We start from the raw sequence: 14200 nt of genomic DNA, 5'->3' as shown, positions 1-14200 counted from the left end.
ATATGACAAATATAGACCATAGACTTCTAAAGCTCATGAAAGAAAAACACCTATCGGAAACATTGTTTAGGGGAAATTTTGGCCTTGAAAAAGAAAATAATAGGGTTCATAAAATTGGGACATTAGCTTTAACACCACACCCGTCTTCATTCGGTGACAGAGCAAAGCACCCGTACATTACAACCGACTTTTCTGAGTCTCAGATAGAGATGGTGACTCCGGTGTTCCCGACGATTGATGAGGCGTTTGAGTTTCTGGAAAATATACATGATATTGTGAGTTTAGAATTATCTAAGCAAGGAGAATACTTATGGCCAGGCAGTAATCCTCCTATTCTTCCCGATGAATGCTTGATTCCAATCGCCAAGCTGGAAAACGATCAGGAGACCGAGTACCGATATAAACTTGCACAGAAATACGGAAGAAAAAAGCAATTAATAAGCGGTATCCATTACAATTTCTCGTTCTCTGACGAACTATTGCACGTATTGTATGATGAACAATCCAGCCATAAAACATATAAAGAGTTTAAAAATGATATTTATTTAAAAATCAGCCGTAATTTTAACCGCTATCGAGATTTATTGGTTGATGTGACTGGGGCCAGTCCAGTGTTTCATAATACTTATAACCAAGACTGCGTCTTAAGGGCAGAGCAATTAAATCAAGGAAGTTATTATCTCCCTCAAGTTCATTCATTTAGAAACAGCGTATGTGGTTATAAAAATCGAAAGGACTACCAGGTTTCCTATCAATCAGTTGAAGAATATGTTGAGGATATTCACAATTTGATTCAGAAACATGAATTGTTGAGCGCAAAAGAATATTATCATACGCTCCGCTTGAAGGCAGGTGCTGGTGAAGATCCCCTGCAAGGTCTTTTAGATAAAGGGATTCAATATATTGAGATTCGGTTGTTAGATTTGAACCCTCTGTTTAAAATCGGTACAAGTAAAGAGAATCTCTATTTCATTCACTTATTTATTTTGTATATGCTTCTGCTTGAAGAAGAGGAAAAGACCGATTTGAATTATTTATCCATCATAGCTGGAATGAAGGAAATGGCACGAGAATTATCTCTAGCTGATAAATACATCCATATACTGGTCGAAGTTGAAAATATGCTAATTGATCCGGAACTCTCTTATGCAGCAAGAATAAAGGAAGGTATAAAGCAGTCATCCTACGAATTGTTTCATATGAAACATTCTTTTGATTATTTACACGAAAGTGAAAAACATTCATTCACTTTATTGGGATATGAGGATATGGAGCTTTCAACGCAAATTTTAATTAAAGATGCTATTAAAAGAGGAATAGGAATCGAGATTGTTGATCGAGATGAAAACTTTATTGCTTTATCTGATGGGAAGAAAACAGAGTATGTGAAGCAGGCGACCAAAACATCGCTCGATTCATACAGTACTGTTTTGGTTATGGAGAATAAGCTTGTTACGAAGAAGATTCTTCGAAATGCTGGGATGAGAGTTCCGAATGGAGGGGCCTATCAATCACTAGAGGAAGCAGTTATGGATTATGAGAAATATAAGGCCAAGCAAATTGTAATCAAGCCGAAATCAACAAATTTTGGTTTGGGAATTACGATTTTCAAAGATTCATTTTCAAAAGAGGACTATGAAAAAGCATTAGGGATGGCTTTTCTTCATGATAGTACTGTGTTGGTTGAGGAATTCCTCAGTGGAAAGGAATATCGGTTTCTTGTAATGGGAGATGAAGTGACAGGGATCCTTCATCGTGTCCCAGCCAATGTGAAAGGTGATGGACAATCCAGTATTGCTGAATTGGTTACAGCGAAAAATAAAGATCCTTTACGGGGAAAGGGCTATAAAACACCCTTGGAGAAGATTCAGTTAGGGGAAAGTGAAGCACTTTTCCTAAAGGGACAGGGAAAGGATTTCGATTATATCCCGGCGGAAGGAGAGCTTGTTTATTTAAGAGAGAATTCTAATATCAGCACTGGCGGGGATAGTCTAGATCTTACTGATGCTATATCAGGGAGCTATAAGGAATTGGCCATTCAAGCTGCAAAAGCTGCTGGTGCTACAATCTGTGGAGTCGATATGATGATTGATGATCCGACTGCCAATGTCAGTGAACAAAATTATGGAATTATCGAACTTAATTTTAATCCTGCGATCCATATTCATTGTTATCCTTACAAAGGAGAAAATAGAAGAGCAGGGGAGCGAATTCTTCAATTACTTTTTGGGAAGTAAAAAGCGGCCGCAACAGGTTTAGTAATATCTGTTGCGGCCTTTTGCTAAATATAAGAAAATAAACTCCTGCCATATTGATTTAGGCAGTCATGCTGAGACAAGCATCAGCGCATTTGAAGCAAGCCCCGGCACATTTTTGGCAATGGTCATGATCGTGCTTTTGACATTCCTCGCCGCAAGCTTTACAAATCACTGCACAAAGATTACAGATTTCTTTTGCAAAAGGACTGTTAGATTGCATTGATTTAACCGCCAATGCACAAATGTCCGCGCATTCTCGATCCAGGCGGATGCAATCTGCCATCATCTTCATGTGATCCTCTTCTAAGCAAGCATCGAAACATACATTACAAGCATCTATACATTCAATACAGGCATCTATACAGACTTGGTACATGTCTTTATTCATAAAAAAACCTCCTCATTAAAAATGGTTATATCCCTATCTATTCACATTCCCTTGCTGGAAGGGAATAAACTTTGACGTTCGCTAATCTCATTAAAATATCTAAAATGCTTTGACTCTAACGTTACGTCATCATTTACGATATAGGAAGGGAGGGGTGAGAGAGGTGTATAAGATAAAGGAAGTCTCCGAGCTTGCTGGAGTCAGTGTTAGAACTTTACATTATTATGATGAAATTGATCTGTTAAAACCAGCTCATATTGAGGAGAATGGATATCGTTTATATAATGAGGGAAATTTAGCACGCCTTCAGCAAATATTATTTTTTAAAGAAATGGACTTACCGCTAAATAAGATCAAAGCTATTCTGGATGATCCCCAATTTGACCACTTGGATTCCTTGATGAAACATAAAAAGGTTCTGGAGGAAAAGCAGAAGCGGCTGGAGAAAATTATTCAATCCATAGATCAGACCGCCCAGGCAATTAAAGGAGGAAGGAAAATGTCAAGGCAGGATATGTTCGAGCCATTTGATATGAGTAGAGTTGAAGCACATATAAAAAAGTATGAAAAAGAAGTTAAGGAAAAGTATGCAGACACGGAGGCATTTCGCCAATCCCAGCAAAAAACAAATGGCTATCAAGCAGATGATTGGAAGGCAATTGAAATAGAAAGACAACAAATTTATCAGTCTTTAGCTGAATTAATGGACCGGGATCCTGCGGATAGTGAGGTTCAACAAATCGTCCATGAATGGCGAATGCATATTTGTAAACATTTTTATAATTGCACACCGGAAATATTTAAAGGGCTTGGCGAGATGTATATTTCTGACAAACGTTTTACTGATAATATCGATAGTACAAAGCCGGGGCTTGCCCGATATTTACATGATGCTATTCAAATCTATTGCCGCTAATTAAATAGAATGACGTATAGGTGCCTGAAAAGATAGGCACCTATTTTTTATAAAATTTAAAAATCTTATTTTGCTATATATTTTTGTTGATGTTTCCTAAAAATGTTGTATAATAATCTGAGTTTGGTAGTAAACATTAAGTTTGATAATAATAAACTTTCTCTAGTTAGAGTTTACTTATAATAAACGAAATTGAGGTCATACCATGTTAATGGAAATCGGAAGCAAAATTAAAAATTTAAGATTAAAAAAAGGTCTGACTCAAGAAGAACTTGGTGAAAGAACAGATTTAAGTAAAGGGTATATTTCACAACTTGAAAGAGGTCTCAGTTCACCATCTATCGAAACATTCTTCGATATACTCGAGGTTCTCGGCTGTACCCCAAAGCAATTTTTTGATGAGGAAGAACGTGAACAAAAAGTAGTATACGGAAAAAATGATACGACAGATTTTATAGATGAAGATCGGGGTTATCAAATCCAATGGCTTGTTCCAGAATCAAATGAAAAAGAAATGGAACCCATATTGCTTACATTGCAGGAAAAGGGAGAGTTCAAAAAATTTGAGCCCTCACTTTCAGAGACATTTGGCTATGTATTAAAAGGGAGAATCATGATAACACTCGGCAGAAGGACATACTTTGCCAAGGCAGGAGAAGCAATTTATTTTAACGCAACCGAAGAACATCAGATAATTAATGATTTCAACGGGATTTCAGAATTATTGCTTGTAGCGACGGATTCTTATCTATAATTAATATCCACAAGAAGGAGTAATGAACATGAATGATCATACAATTATTCGTTTTGAGAACGTCACGAAGCAATATGATGACGATCCAGCGGTATTAAATGATGTTAGCTTTGAAATTGAAAGAGGGAAATTCTATACACTCTTAGGACCATCAGGTTGCGGAAAAACGACGATTCTCCGCTTAATTGCCGGATTTATGCAGCCCTCTGAAGGAAAGATTTACTTTAACGGTAAATTAATAAATAATGTCCCGGCCAATGAGCGCCAGGTAAATACAGTATTCCAGGATTACGCCCTATTTCCACATCTAAATGTATTTGAAAATGTTGCATTTGGTTTACGCATTAAAAAAATGAAAAATGCAGACATTGCCAAGAAAGTGACAGAAGCATTACGCTTTGTTAACCTGGCTGGTTATGAAAACCGTGAAATTAAAGAAATGTCCGGTGGACAGCGTCAACGTGTAGCCATTGCCCGTGCGATTGTAAACGAACCGGAAGTAATCTTACTTGATGAACCTTTATCGGCGCTCGATTTAAAGCTTCGTACTGAAATGCAATATGAATTGCGTGAGCTTCAACGCCGCCTTGGTATTACCTTCATCTTTGTTACGCATGACCAAGAAGAAGCATTGGCGATGAGTGATGAGATTTTTGTTTTGAACAAAGGCAGAATTCAGCAAAGTGGTACGCCAACTGATATCTATGATGAGCCTGTTAACCGATTCGTCGCAGACTTTATCGGAGAATCCAATATTGTTCCCGGTAGAATGATTGCCGACTATATAGTAGAATTTGCAGATAAACGTTTTGACTGCGTAGACGGCGGTTTCAGAGAAAATGAGTCTGTAGAAGTGGTAATCCGTCCTGAGGATTTAGAGATTACTACACTCGAACAAGGAAAAATGCAGGTACGCGTTGATTCCCAATTATTCCGTGGTGTTCACTATGAAATTTGCTGTTTTGATGAAGCAGGTAATGAGTGGCTAGTACACTCTACGAAAAAAGCGGTTGTTGGGGAAGAAATTGGGTTGAGTTTTGATGAAGAAGCCGTTCATGTCATGCTGCCGGGGGAAACGGAAGAAGAATTCGATAAACGCTTAGAAGCATATAATGAGGCCGGCCATGAAGAATAAAGCGAAAACTCTCTATCTGATTCCATACTCTATTTGGATTGCATTGTTTGTTGTATTCCCGATTATCCTGGTTGTCTATTACTCCTTTATTGGGATTGACGGCCAATTCACGTTGGATAATTACAGCAACTTCTTTACACCAGTCTATTTGAAAATGACATTAAGTTCGTTTTGGTATGCTTTCTTAGTTACAGTTATTTCTTTATTAATTGCATACCCAACGGCATTTTTATTAACGAAAACAAAGCATAAGCAATTATGGCTCTTATTAATTATCTTACCAACCTGGATTAATCTACTTTTAAAAGCATATGCCTTTATTGGTATTTTTGGCACATATGGTGCTGCCAACGCCTTTTTAGAGGTTTTTGGAATAGGAACAAAGCAAATTCTATTTACTGATTTTAGTTTCATCTTTGTTTCTACCTATATATTTATACCGTTTATGCTATTGCCAATTTACAATGCGCTAGAGGAAATGAACCAATCCTATGTAGATGCAGCCAGTGATCTTGGAGCATCCAAATGGATGACTTTCCGCCGTGTCATTTTCCCTCTGACACTCGACGGAGTGAAATCAGGTGCACAGGCTGTCTTTATCCCAGCCCTGTCATTGTTTATGATTACTCGTTTGATTGCAGGTAACCGAGTGATTACATTGGGAACAGCAATTGAACAGCATTTTCTCGTTACGCAAGATTGGGGAATGGGAGCTACGATAGCGGTATTCCTAATTATCGCAATGGCATTAATCATGATTCTGACAGGCAGAAGAAAGTGAGGGATGGACAATGAAAAAGAAATTTAAGCTATCAAATCTATATCTAATCTTAGTGTTTGCCATCCTTTATGCACCAATTTTCTATCTGATGTTCTATTCATTTAACAGCGGCGGAAAAATGCATGGCTTTGATGGTTTTACGCTGCAATGGTATAAAGAAGTATTCGCCGATACACGATTGCTTATTATTGTGTTGAATACACTGGTTATTGCTCTGCTTTCAGCTACAATTTCTACAGTGATTGGTGTTTTTGGAGCACTGGCCATACATGAGGTACGCAAGAGAAGGACGAAAAATACATTACTTTCCTTGAACAATGTTTTGATTGTAAGCCCTGATGTCATTATTGGTGCTTCCTTCTTAATTATGTTCACCATTATTGGGATTAAACTTGGCTTTATGTCCGTTCTTTTATCCCATATTGCTTTCAGTGTTCCGATTGTTGTAATTATGGTATTGCCTAAACTTCAGGAAATGAGCCCGACATTGATCGATGCGGCTCGTGACTTGGGGGCGAGCCAGTGGAATGTGCTGACAAAGGTTATTCTGCCTTACATCACATCCGGTATTTTTGCTGGTTTCTTTATGGCATTGACCTATTCACTGGATGATTTTGCCGTAACCTTCTTCGTGACAGGGAATGGATTCTCCACACTATCCGTAGAAATCTACTCCATGGCTCGTCAAGGTATATCGTTAACGATTAATGCATTATCAACCTTGCTATTCTTATTTACAATTTTATTGGTTATTGGATATTACTTTATTACACAAAGAAGCACCAAGCCGCGAATGGGGGTTAAGGAATGAGCAAGCTAACCCGTACCCTGATTCTGATTTTGGTTGTATCATTCGGCCTTTTATATTTGATCAATCGATTAAATGCACATGAAGGATATGCCGGAGATAATACCTTAACGGTTTACAACTGGGGAGATTATATCGATACGGATTTAATTGAAAAATTTGAAGAGGAAACAGGCATTAAAGTCATATACCAAACCTTCGATTCAAACGAAGCGATGATGACGAAAATCGAACAGGGCGGTACGTCCTATGATGTAGCTGTTCCTTCAGAATATGCAATCAGCAAAATGAAGGAAGAAAACCTGTTGATTGAAATAGATCACGATAAAATACCAAATTTAAAGCACATTGATTCTCGCTTCCTAGACCTTTCCTTTGATAAGGGAAATAAGTATTCCATTCCATATTTTTGGGGAACAGTCGGAATTGCTTATAATACAAAGCTCCTTCCGAATAAAGAATTCAAAAGCTGGAATGATTTATGGGACGAAGAATTAGAAAATAAAATCTTGCTTGTTGATGGTGCTCGTGAAGTCATTGGAATGGGATTGAATAGCCTTCATTATTCATTAAATGACACGAATGAAGAGCATTTGCAGGAAGCTAAGGATAAATTAGATACATTAACTCCGAACATTAAAGCAATCGTGGGTGATGAGATCAAAATGCTTCTCGCTCAGGAGGAGGCAGCAGTCGGGCTGGTTTGGTCCGGTGATGCAGCTGATATTATGTGGGATAATGAAAACATTGATTATGTAGTGCCGGAAGAAGGCTCTAATCTCTGGTTTGATAATATGGTTATTCCGAAAACATCCAAAAATGTGGACGGAGCACACCAATTCATTAACTTCATGCTGGATCCTGAAAATGCTGCTCAAAACGCAGACTATGTAGGCTATTCCACACCAAATAATGCAGCGTTAGAAATTTTAGGAGAAGAAGTTTCAGGGGATGAACGCTTCTATCCACCTGCTGAGCTAACAGACCGACTTGAGGTCTACGATAATCTCGGCAAAAAGATGCTCGCGCATTATAATGAACTTTTCCTTGAATTTAAAATGCATAAAAAATGACACTTTGAAAACCGATTTCACCTGGGGGTGGGGTCGGTTTTTCTGTTTATCTAAAGAAATGATTTTCTTGAAGTAGCCAGCAAACCAGAATGTAAAAGAGGGACGTAAAATTATGTTATATTTTTCACAATCCAAAAGGAATTTTGCCAGCCATGAACGAAAGAGTAATGTATTAACTTATTAAGGAGGAAAAATACTTGTCCAACACTCTGAATCAATTTGAAATAACTTCAATTTATCACATTACCAATAGAGGGGTTAGAAAGGAGCCAATATTCCATAATATGATCGATAAGCATAGATTCATGATTATTCTTGCTGAAGCCCATAGTAAATATGATTTTAAACTCCATGCGTACTGCCTTATGAACAACCACTTTCACCTTCTCTTAGAAACCTCCAATTCTCCTTTAAGCAAAATCATGCAAACCATTCAACAAAGATATGCCATGTATTTTAACCATACCTACAAATCTCAGGGGCATGTATTTCAAGCAAGTTACTATTTCAGAATCGTTGATAGCTCAAATGATTTTTTAAATGTCAGTAAATATATCCATATAAATCCTGTTGTGGCAGGATTGGTTACAAACCCTCAGGATTATCAGTGGAGCAGCTATGCCACATTCTCCAATCACTCACCTCGCAATCATCCACTAATCGAAACGGATACTACCTATTCTTTTTATCCAAATAATTCAAAAGAATTATATAAAAAATTCATTGAAAAACAATCATAATGGTTGTCATAGACTAAAAGGTGCTCATTCATTGAGCACTTTTTTTGTGGAAGAGCATATGAGCATTTCTGGTCCACCTTTATGCAGTCATAAAAAGTTCCCTATATTATGTGGAAGGTGGGTGAAAGGCAGGTGAAGTCCGGGGGAAAGCTGAGCTCTAGCCGAGCTATGAGGCACCTATGGACCGGCTATACCGGGGTAAAGGAGGGTGAAAGGTGGTTGAAGTCCGGAGGAAAGGACCTATTCCCGAGCTATGAGGCACCTATGAACCAGCTATACCGGGGTAAAGGTGGGTGAAAGGCGGTTGAAGTCCAGAGGGAAGCACCTATCCCCGAGCTATGAGGCACCTATGGACCAGCTATACCGGGGTAAAGGCGGGTGATAGGTAGTTGAAGTCCATGACGAAGCTAAAATACGTAAAAAAACCCTCCCATTGATGGAGGGTTCAACATAGTTAGGGATATTATAACTGACTTCCAAAGAACTCTCGTGTCCGTTCTTCTTTAGGATTTTCAAATATTTGCTCAGGAGTGCCTTTTTCCAGGATGTTTCCTTCGTGCATAAAGAGGATTTGGTCAGCAACTTCGCGTGCAAAGCCCATTTCGTGAGTGACAATAACCATCGTCATTCCATCCTGGGCGAGTTCCTTCATGGTGGTCAATACTTCACCAACCAGCTCTGGATCCAGGGCAGAGGTTGGTTCATCGAATAGCATGATATCAGGTTTCATCGCCAGGGCACGGGCGATGGCTACACGTTGCTTTTGTCCACCGGATAGTTTATTTGGGTAAACATCTGCCTTGTCATCAAGGCCAACCTTTTTTAATAGCTCTAATGCTTCTTGTTTAGCTGTATCTTTGGCTATTTTCTTTACCATAATAGGTGCTTCAATTATATTTTCCAGTACAGTCTTATGAGGAAAGAGGTTAAAGTGCTGAAAGACCATCCCGATTTTTTGGCGTACTTCATTAATATTATGGGTTGTTGTTTCGATTTGTTCACCTTCAATAATGATGGAGCCGCTATCCTTTTTTTCAAGATAATTTAAGCAGCGCAGCAATGTACTTTTACCAGATCCGCTTGAACCAAGTAAACAGACAACATCGCTTTCATAGACAGTCAAACTAATATCTTTTAATACATGCAGATCTCCAAAGGATTTATTCAGATTTTCGACTTTTATCATTTCTCGTAATTCATTCATTTTTGTTTCCCCCTCTTACTAATCGCTAATTGCCATTCTTTTTTCAAGTGCTCGAAGACCCAGTGTTAACACAGCAACCAATATTAGATAGTAGACAGCAACAATGAGTAAATAGGTCATCTCGTCAAAATTATTGGATCCGAGAGTGGTCGCCACATTAAACAGCTCATTCAATGAGATGAAAGCAGCGAGAGAAGAATCCTTTAGACCGATAATAAATTGGTTACCGAGTGGCGGGAGGGCTCTTCGTAAGGCTTGAGGGAAAATGATTCGGCGCATGGCGAGTCCGCGTGTCATACCAAGCGAGCGGCCAGCCTCCATTTGTCCTTTATCAATGGATTGAATTGTTCCCCGGAAAATCTCAGCAATATAGGCCCCGTTATGAAAGGCGAGAGCCAATGATGCTGCCCAGAAATCCGGTATAAGAAAGATGCCGCTGAACCCAAAATAAAGAATGAAAATTTGGACAATTAACGGGGTTCCGCGAACAAGATATATATAAGCATCGGAAATGTAACCGAGCAATTTAATTTTCGAGATTTTAAGTAAAGCTACAAATAGTCCTATTATAATTCCGATTATGATGGAGACGACAGTCAATTCAAGAGTTAACAGAAGTGCATCGAAGAATACCCCGCGGGTATCAACTAATGTTTGAAAAAAGTGTGATAAATCTTGCAATCGTAACAGCTCCCTTTCATTCTTTATTATCTGGTTTTTGAGTAATATCTTCGCCAAAGTATTTCATACTAATTTTTGATAGAGTACCGTTTTTGCGCAGTTCCTCAAGTGCTTTATTAACCTCTTCAAGAAGTTTTGGATTATCCTGTGGAAGCACTATAGCTTGCTCACTTCGTTCAATCAGCTGTTGTCCAACAATTTTGAAGCCTTCTTTGGCAGCGGTTTTCCCAGTGACAAAATCGGTAATGACAGCATCATGTCGGCCATTGCTTAATGCCTTGAGTGCAGTCACATCACTATCGTATGTTTTAATATCTGATGTATATCTGCTCGCAGTGTCTGCATATGTAGATCCTTTGGCGGCTGCAACTTCTTTCCCTTTTAAATCTTCAACTGTCTTGATATCACTGTCTGGACGGGTGAAAATTTGTGGTCCTGAATAGTAGTAGGGAGTGGAAAAGAGGACGAATTTTGAACGTGCCTCATTAATGGTATGGCTGGCCACTGCGGCATCAGCTCTCCCAGTTTTTACACCTTCAACAATTCCCTTGAATTTCATTTGTTTTTGGACAGGCTCAAGCCCCAATTGTTTAGCGATGGCTTCCCCAACTTCAATATCAAAGCCAGTCATTGTCATATCATCGTTCATATAGCTGAAGGGCTTAAATTCCCCGGAAGCGGTGAAAACGAATTGATCGTTATTAATCAATTCTGCCCCGCTTGCCATTTGCTCCTTTTCTGCACAGGCAGTCAAGGAACCTAGCAGAAGGAGTAGAAAGATAAACGGAAGAATATTTTTTTTCATTCCAGTTGAATCTCCTTTCAGTGTCAATAGAGCTTGCTTTCTAACTAAATACCCATTAATGCCAGTAATTAACCAAAATACTAAAAAACAACTTTATTGGAATAGCAAATAGTAAGAAGAAGGACCTGTATGTCATCATAGAATACGCTGAGATTTTCAGGTATACTGATACTAATTAATAGGGAATAAATAGTATAAAGAAGAAGCTGAAAGATGAATTTATCGCTGATATAGATTTGAATAACTTAAGGAGTGATTTTCAGATGGAATATGATGATAAAGTCAAAAACCGTATTAAGAGGATGGAAGGTCAATTACGCGGGATACTTAAAATGATGGAGGATGGAAAAGATTGCAAAGAAGTCGTGACTCAGTTATCTGCGGTAAGGTCTGCAGTAGACAAGACAATTGGAGTCATTGTCAGCAGTAACCTTATTGAGTGCGTGGAAAATGCGGAAGATGTAGAGAAGGAAAAGTTAGTGAATGAAGCAGTGCATCTGTTGGTCAAAAGTCGCTGAGAGTTTCGGTTGGCTTTTTTTAATAAAATTTGATATACCTATAGGGGTAATGTTACGTTGAAATCTTAAAGGAGGCGGAATCAGTACGATGAAAACAATTGAGCCACAAGAAGTGGAAGCAAAACTAGCTGAAGGGCAGTCCTTAAATATTATTGATGTTCGTGAAGTAGATGAAGTACGTAACGGGAAAATTCCAACAGCGGTTAATATTCCATTAGGCCTGCTTGAATTTCGGATGAATGAGTTAGATAAATCAAAAGAATATATAGTTGTTTGCCATGCAGGAGGAAGAAGCGCCAGAGCTGTTCAGTTCCTTGAATCTGAAGGATACGATGTGACCAATATGAATGGTGGCATGCTAGAGTGGGAAGGGAAAACTGAATAATAAGAAAAGACGAGAACTTGGGGTCTATCCCATTCTCGTCTTTTTTTGCAATCATTTTTTTGAAATTAATTGAGTTCAGGTGAATTAATAGAATCCTAATGTTTTTTATTGATGTCCATATCAGTTTACTGGATCCAATTAAATTCTTTGCTCCTATATAATAGGAAAATCCAAATGTAATCAACAAAATCTTAATAAAAATGGGTTCATAATACTAACTTACTATTCTAGCAATAAGCATACAACCATTCAGTGTGTATGCTCCTTTTATTATTTACTCGGATGCTTTTTTCACTTCAATATATAAAAGATGGTGATCTTCAGCATCCTCTACAGTAAAGATGAATCCATCCTCTTCCAATGTATCCCCAATGGCTGCATCGATTTTATGAGTTAAAAACCAACCGCCTAATGTATCTACATCCGGATAGTCCATTTGTATTCCAAGCAAATCCTCAATCTCAGACAATAGCATTTTTGCATCTAGAATATAATGATAGTCACCTATTCTACGAATCTCTGGTAGCTCATCTGTATCGAACTCATCGCGGATTTCCCCAACGATTTCTTCAAGAATATCCTCAACCGTAACAATACCGGAAGTACCGCCGTACTCATCAAGTAACACGGCTATGTGTATGCGTTCCTTCTGCATTTTCACAAGTAAATCGTGAATAGGAATCGTTTCAATTACCGTGATAAGTGGTTTAACATAATCACGGATTGGCATATCTGTTTTCAAACCGCTTCTAAGACTGGCTGTTAGTAATTCTTTAACATTCACAAATCCAATAATCGTATCTTTATCTCCATCTGTAACGGGATAGCGCGTATATTGTTCATTATTTAAAGAAGCAACAATATCTTCTAAAATATCATCCTTTTGAAACGTTTGAATTTCTGTTCGAGGCACCATGATTTCTCTGGCAATCCGATCATCAAATTCAAAGATATTGTTTACATATTTAAATTCAGATTGATTGATTTCTCCCTTTTTATAACTGTCAGTCAGAATCATCCGCAACTCTTCTTCAGAATGGGCAATGTCTCCTTCGCTAGCCGGTTTAATGCCAAATAGGCTTGTGATAAATCGGGCAGAATGGTTCAATGCCCATATAATCGGAAACATCACTCTATAAAACATAATAAGCGGCCGTGCGAAATTCATTGTAATCGTTTCTGCTTTTTGAATCGCAACGGATTTAGGCGCCAATTCTCCCACTACAACATGTAAAAAGGTAATAATAGAAAATGCAATCACAAAGGAAATAATACTTGCTACAGAATCCTGGATGTGCAATTTTTCAAATAGGGGATCAATGAGATGTTTAACGGTGGGCTCCCCAAGCCAACCGATCCCTAATGATGTAATCGTAATCCCAAGTTGTGTCGCTGACAAATATTCATCTAAATGTGTTACGACCCTCTTGGCTGCCATTGCTTTTCGATTTCCTTCTGCAACAAGCTGATCTATTCTGGTCGCACGGACCTTAACAATGGCAAACTCTGATGCCACAAAGAACATCGTACTCACCAATAAAAATAAAAGTAAAACTATATTAACTATGTCCATCGTCTCCATTCAATCTCTTTACCCGTCCGGAGTAAAGATTCACCTCCTGACAAATATCCCTTTGTATATTTCTTCACCATCAGGAACGGGTTTAAACTTTTTTGCGACATATGGGAAAAAATACACATATAAACAGGATACTCCTGTAAGTGACTTTGCTCAATCTTTATGATACTCTTTA

15 protein-coding genes are annotated in these 14200 nt (G+C 38.3%); 10 read left to right on the top strand and 5 right to left on the bottom strand.

Annotation, left to right across the window (positions count from 1 at the left end):
* The first annotated feature begins 2 nt into the window (after window positions 1-2).
* The gene (gene gshAB, locus AC4G3O_RS17240) at window positions 3-2237 is read left to right on the top strand and encodes a bifunctional glutamate--cysteine ligase GshA/glutathione synthetase GshB (RefSeq protein ID WP_491136500.1); all 2235 of its coding nucleotides are present in this window, start codon (window positions 3-5) and stop codon (window positions 2235-2237) included.
* A gap of 79 nt (window positions 2238-2316) precedes the next feature.
* Here the strand turns inward: gshAB and AC4G3O_RS17235 are convergent, their stop codons facing one another.
* A complete protein-coding gene (locus tag AC4G3O_RS17235) occupies window positions 2317-2646 on the bottom strand; it encodes a four-helix bundle copper-binding protein (protein ID WP_066102553.1) in 330 nt (109 codons plus the stop codon).
* Between the two features lie 163 nt (window positions 2647-2809).
* Here AC4G3O_RS17235 and AC4G3O_RS17230 point away from each other — a divergent pair, with 163 nt between their 5' ends.
* The 7 genes from AC4G3O_RS17230 (at window position 2810) to AC4G3O_RS17200 (ending at window position 8853) form a co-directional block, all read left to right on the top strand.
* Window positions 2810-3562 carry a MerR family transcriptional regulator gene (locus tag AC4G3O_RS17230; protein WP_491136499.1) on the top strand — a complete coding sequence of 251 codons (753 nt, stop codon included), beginning with the start codon at window positions 2810-2812 and terminating at the stop codon, window positions 3560-3562.
* A gap of 211 nt (window positions 3563-3773) precedes the next feature.
* Complete coding sequence (locus AC4G3O_RS17225; RefSeq protein ID WP_066102679.1) at window positions 3774-4316, top strand: helix-turn-helix domain-containing protein; 543 nt, start codon at window positions 3774-3776, stop codon at window positions 4314-4316.
* 28 nt (window positions 4317-4344) lie between these two features.
* Window positions 4345-5451 carry an ABC transporter ATP-binding protein gene (locus AC4G3O_RS17220; protein ID WP_491136498.1) on the top strand — a complete coding sequence of 369 codons (1107 nt, stop codon included), beginning with the start codon at window positions 4345-4347 and terminating at the stop codon, window positions 5449-5451.
* A complete protein-coding gene (locus AC4G3O_RS17215) occupies window positions 5441-6232 on the top strand; it encodes an ABC transporter permease (protein ID WP_066102545.1) in 792 nt (263 codons plus the stop codon). Before AC4G3O_RS17220 ends, AC4G3O_RS17215 begins: the two co-directional genes overlap by 11 nt.
* Window positions 6233-6242: 10 nt before the next feature.
* Window positions 6243-7043 carry an ABC transporter permease gene (locus AC4G3O_RS17210; RefSeq protein ID WP_066102542.1) on the top strand — a complete coding sequence of 267 codons (801 nt, stop codon included), beginning with the start codon at window positions 6243-6245 and terminating at the stop codon, window positions 7041-7043.
* Window positions 7040-8113, top strand: coding sequence for an ABC transporter substrate-binding protein (locus AC4G3O_RS17205; RefSeq protein WP_139892865.1), 1074 nt, complete (start codon window positions 7040-7042; stop codon window positions 8111-8113). Before AC4G3O_RS17210 ends, AC4G3O_RS17205 begins: the two co-directional genes overlap by 4 nt.
* Before the next feature lie 197 nt (window positions 8114-8310).
* Complete coding sequence (locus AC4G3O_RS17200) at window positions 8311-8853, top strand: REP-associated tyrosine transposase (RefSeq protein ID WP_066102534.1); 543 nt, start codon at window positions 8311-8313, stop codon at window positions 8851-8853.
* Between the two features lie 463 nt (window positions 8854-9316).
* Here the strand turns inward: AC4G3O_RS17200 and AC4G3O_RS17195 are convergent, their stop codons facing one another.
* From AC4G3O_RS17195 to AC4G3O_RS17185, 3 genes are read right to left on the bottom strand one after another with little or no spacing between them, the layout of a single operon-like run.
* Complete coding sequence (locus AC4G3O_RS17195) at window positions 9317-10057, bottom strand: amino acid ABC transporter ATP-binding protein (RefSeq protein WP_066102530.1); 741 nt, start codon at window positions 10055-10057, stop codon at window positions 9317-9319.
* 18 nt (window positions 10058-10075) lie between these two features.
* Window positions 10076-10738, bottom strand: a complete 663-nt coding sequence (locus AC4G3O_RS17190; protein ID WP_066102526.1) for an amino acid ABC transporter permease — start codon at window positions 10736-10738, stop codon at window positions 10076-10078.
* 16 nt (window positions 10739-10754) lie between these two features.
* Complete coding sequence (locus AC4G3O_RS17185; RefSeq protein ID WP_066102523.1) at window positions 10755-11543, bottom strand: transporter substrate-binding domain-containing protein; 789 nt, start codon at window positions 11541-11543, stop codon at window positions 10755-10757.
* 263 nt (window positions 11544-11806) lie between these two features.
* Here AC4G3O_RS17185 and AC4G3O_RS17180 point away from each other — a divergent pair, with 263 nt between their 5' ends.
* Entirely contained in the window at window positions 11807-12061 is a 255-nt protein-coding gene (locus tag AC4G3O_RS17180) for a metal-sensitive transcriptional regulator (RefSeq protein WP_139892867.1), read from the top strand.
* An 88-nt stretch (window positions 12062-12149) separates the two neighbouring features.
* On the top strand, window positions 12150-12446 hold the full coding sequence (locus tag AC4G3O_RS17175; RefSeq protein ID WP_066102518.1) for a rhodanese-like domain-containing protein: 297 nt from the start codon (window positions 12150-12152) through the stop codon (window positions 12444-12446).
* A gap of 274 nt (window positions 12447-12720) precedes the next feature.
* Here the strand turns inward: AC4G3O_RS17175 and AC4G3O_RS17170 are convergent, their stop codons facing one another.
* A complete protein-coding gene (locus tag AC4G3O_RS17170; RefSeq protein ID WP_066102677.1) occupies window positions 12721-14019 on the bottom strand; it encodes a hemolysin family protein in 1299 nt (432 codons plus the stop codon).
* Window positions 14020-14200 lie beyond the last annotated feature (181 nt).

This window comes from Bacillus sp. z14 (2026) (assembly GCF_058313575.1).
The sequence above is the reverse complement of the archived record's forward strand: the minus strand, read 5'-3'. Positions and strand labels throughout refer to the sequence as shown.

Excerpts from the sequence above, each read along its gene's own strand:
- gshAB (WP_491136500.1), top strand. The coding sequence starts at position 3 with ATGACAAATATAGACCATAGACTTCTAAAGCTCATGAAAGAAAAACAC.
- AC4G3O_RS17235 (WP_066102553.1), bottom strand. The coding sequence starts at position 2,646 with ATGAATAAAGACATGTACCAAGTCTGTATAGATGCCTGTATTGAATGT.
- AC4G3O_RS17225 (WP_066102679.1), top strand. The coding sequence starts at position 3,774 with ATGGAAATCGGAAGCAAAATTAAAAATTTAAGATTAAAAAAAGGTCTG.
- AC4G3O_RS17220 (WP_491136498.1), top strand. The coding sequence starts at position 4,345 with ATGAATGATCATACAATTATTCGTTTTGAGAACGTCACGAAGCAATAT.
- AC4G3O_RS17215 (WP_066102545.1), top strand. The coding sequence starts at position 5,441 with ATGAAGAATAAAGCGAAAACTCTCTATCTGATTCCATACTCTATTTGG.
- AC4G3O_RS17210 (WP_066102542.1), top strand. The coding sequence starts at position 6,243 with ATGAAAAAGAAATTTAAGCTATCAAATCTATATCTAATCTTAGTGTTT.
- AC4G3O_RS17205 (WP_139892865.1), top strand. The coding sequence starts at position 7,040 with ATGAGCAAGCTAACCCGTACCCTGATTCTGATTTTGGTTGTATCATTC.
- AC4G3O_RS17195 (WP_066102530.1), bottom strand. The coding sequence starts at position 10,057 with ATGAATGAATTACGAGAAATGATAAAAGTCGAAAATCTGAATAAATCC.
- AC4G3O_RS17185 (WP_066102523.1), bottom strand. The coding sequence starts at position 11,543 with ATGAAAAAAAATATTCTTCCGTTTATCTTTCTACTCCTTCTGCTAGGT.
- AC4G3O_RS17180 (WP_139892867.1), top strand. The coding sequence starts at position 11,807 with ATGGAATATGATGATAAAGTCAAAAACCGTATTAAGAGGATGGAAGGT.
- AC4G3O_RS17175 (WP_066102518.1), top strand. The coding sequence starts at position 12,150 with ATGAAAACAATTGAGCCACAAGAAGTGGAAGCAAAACTAGCTGAAGGG.
- AC4G3O_RS17170 (WP_066102677.1), bottom strand. The coding sequence starts at position 14,019 with ATGGACATAGTTAATATAGTTTTACTTTTATTTTTATTGGTGAGTACG.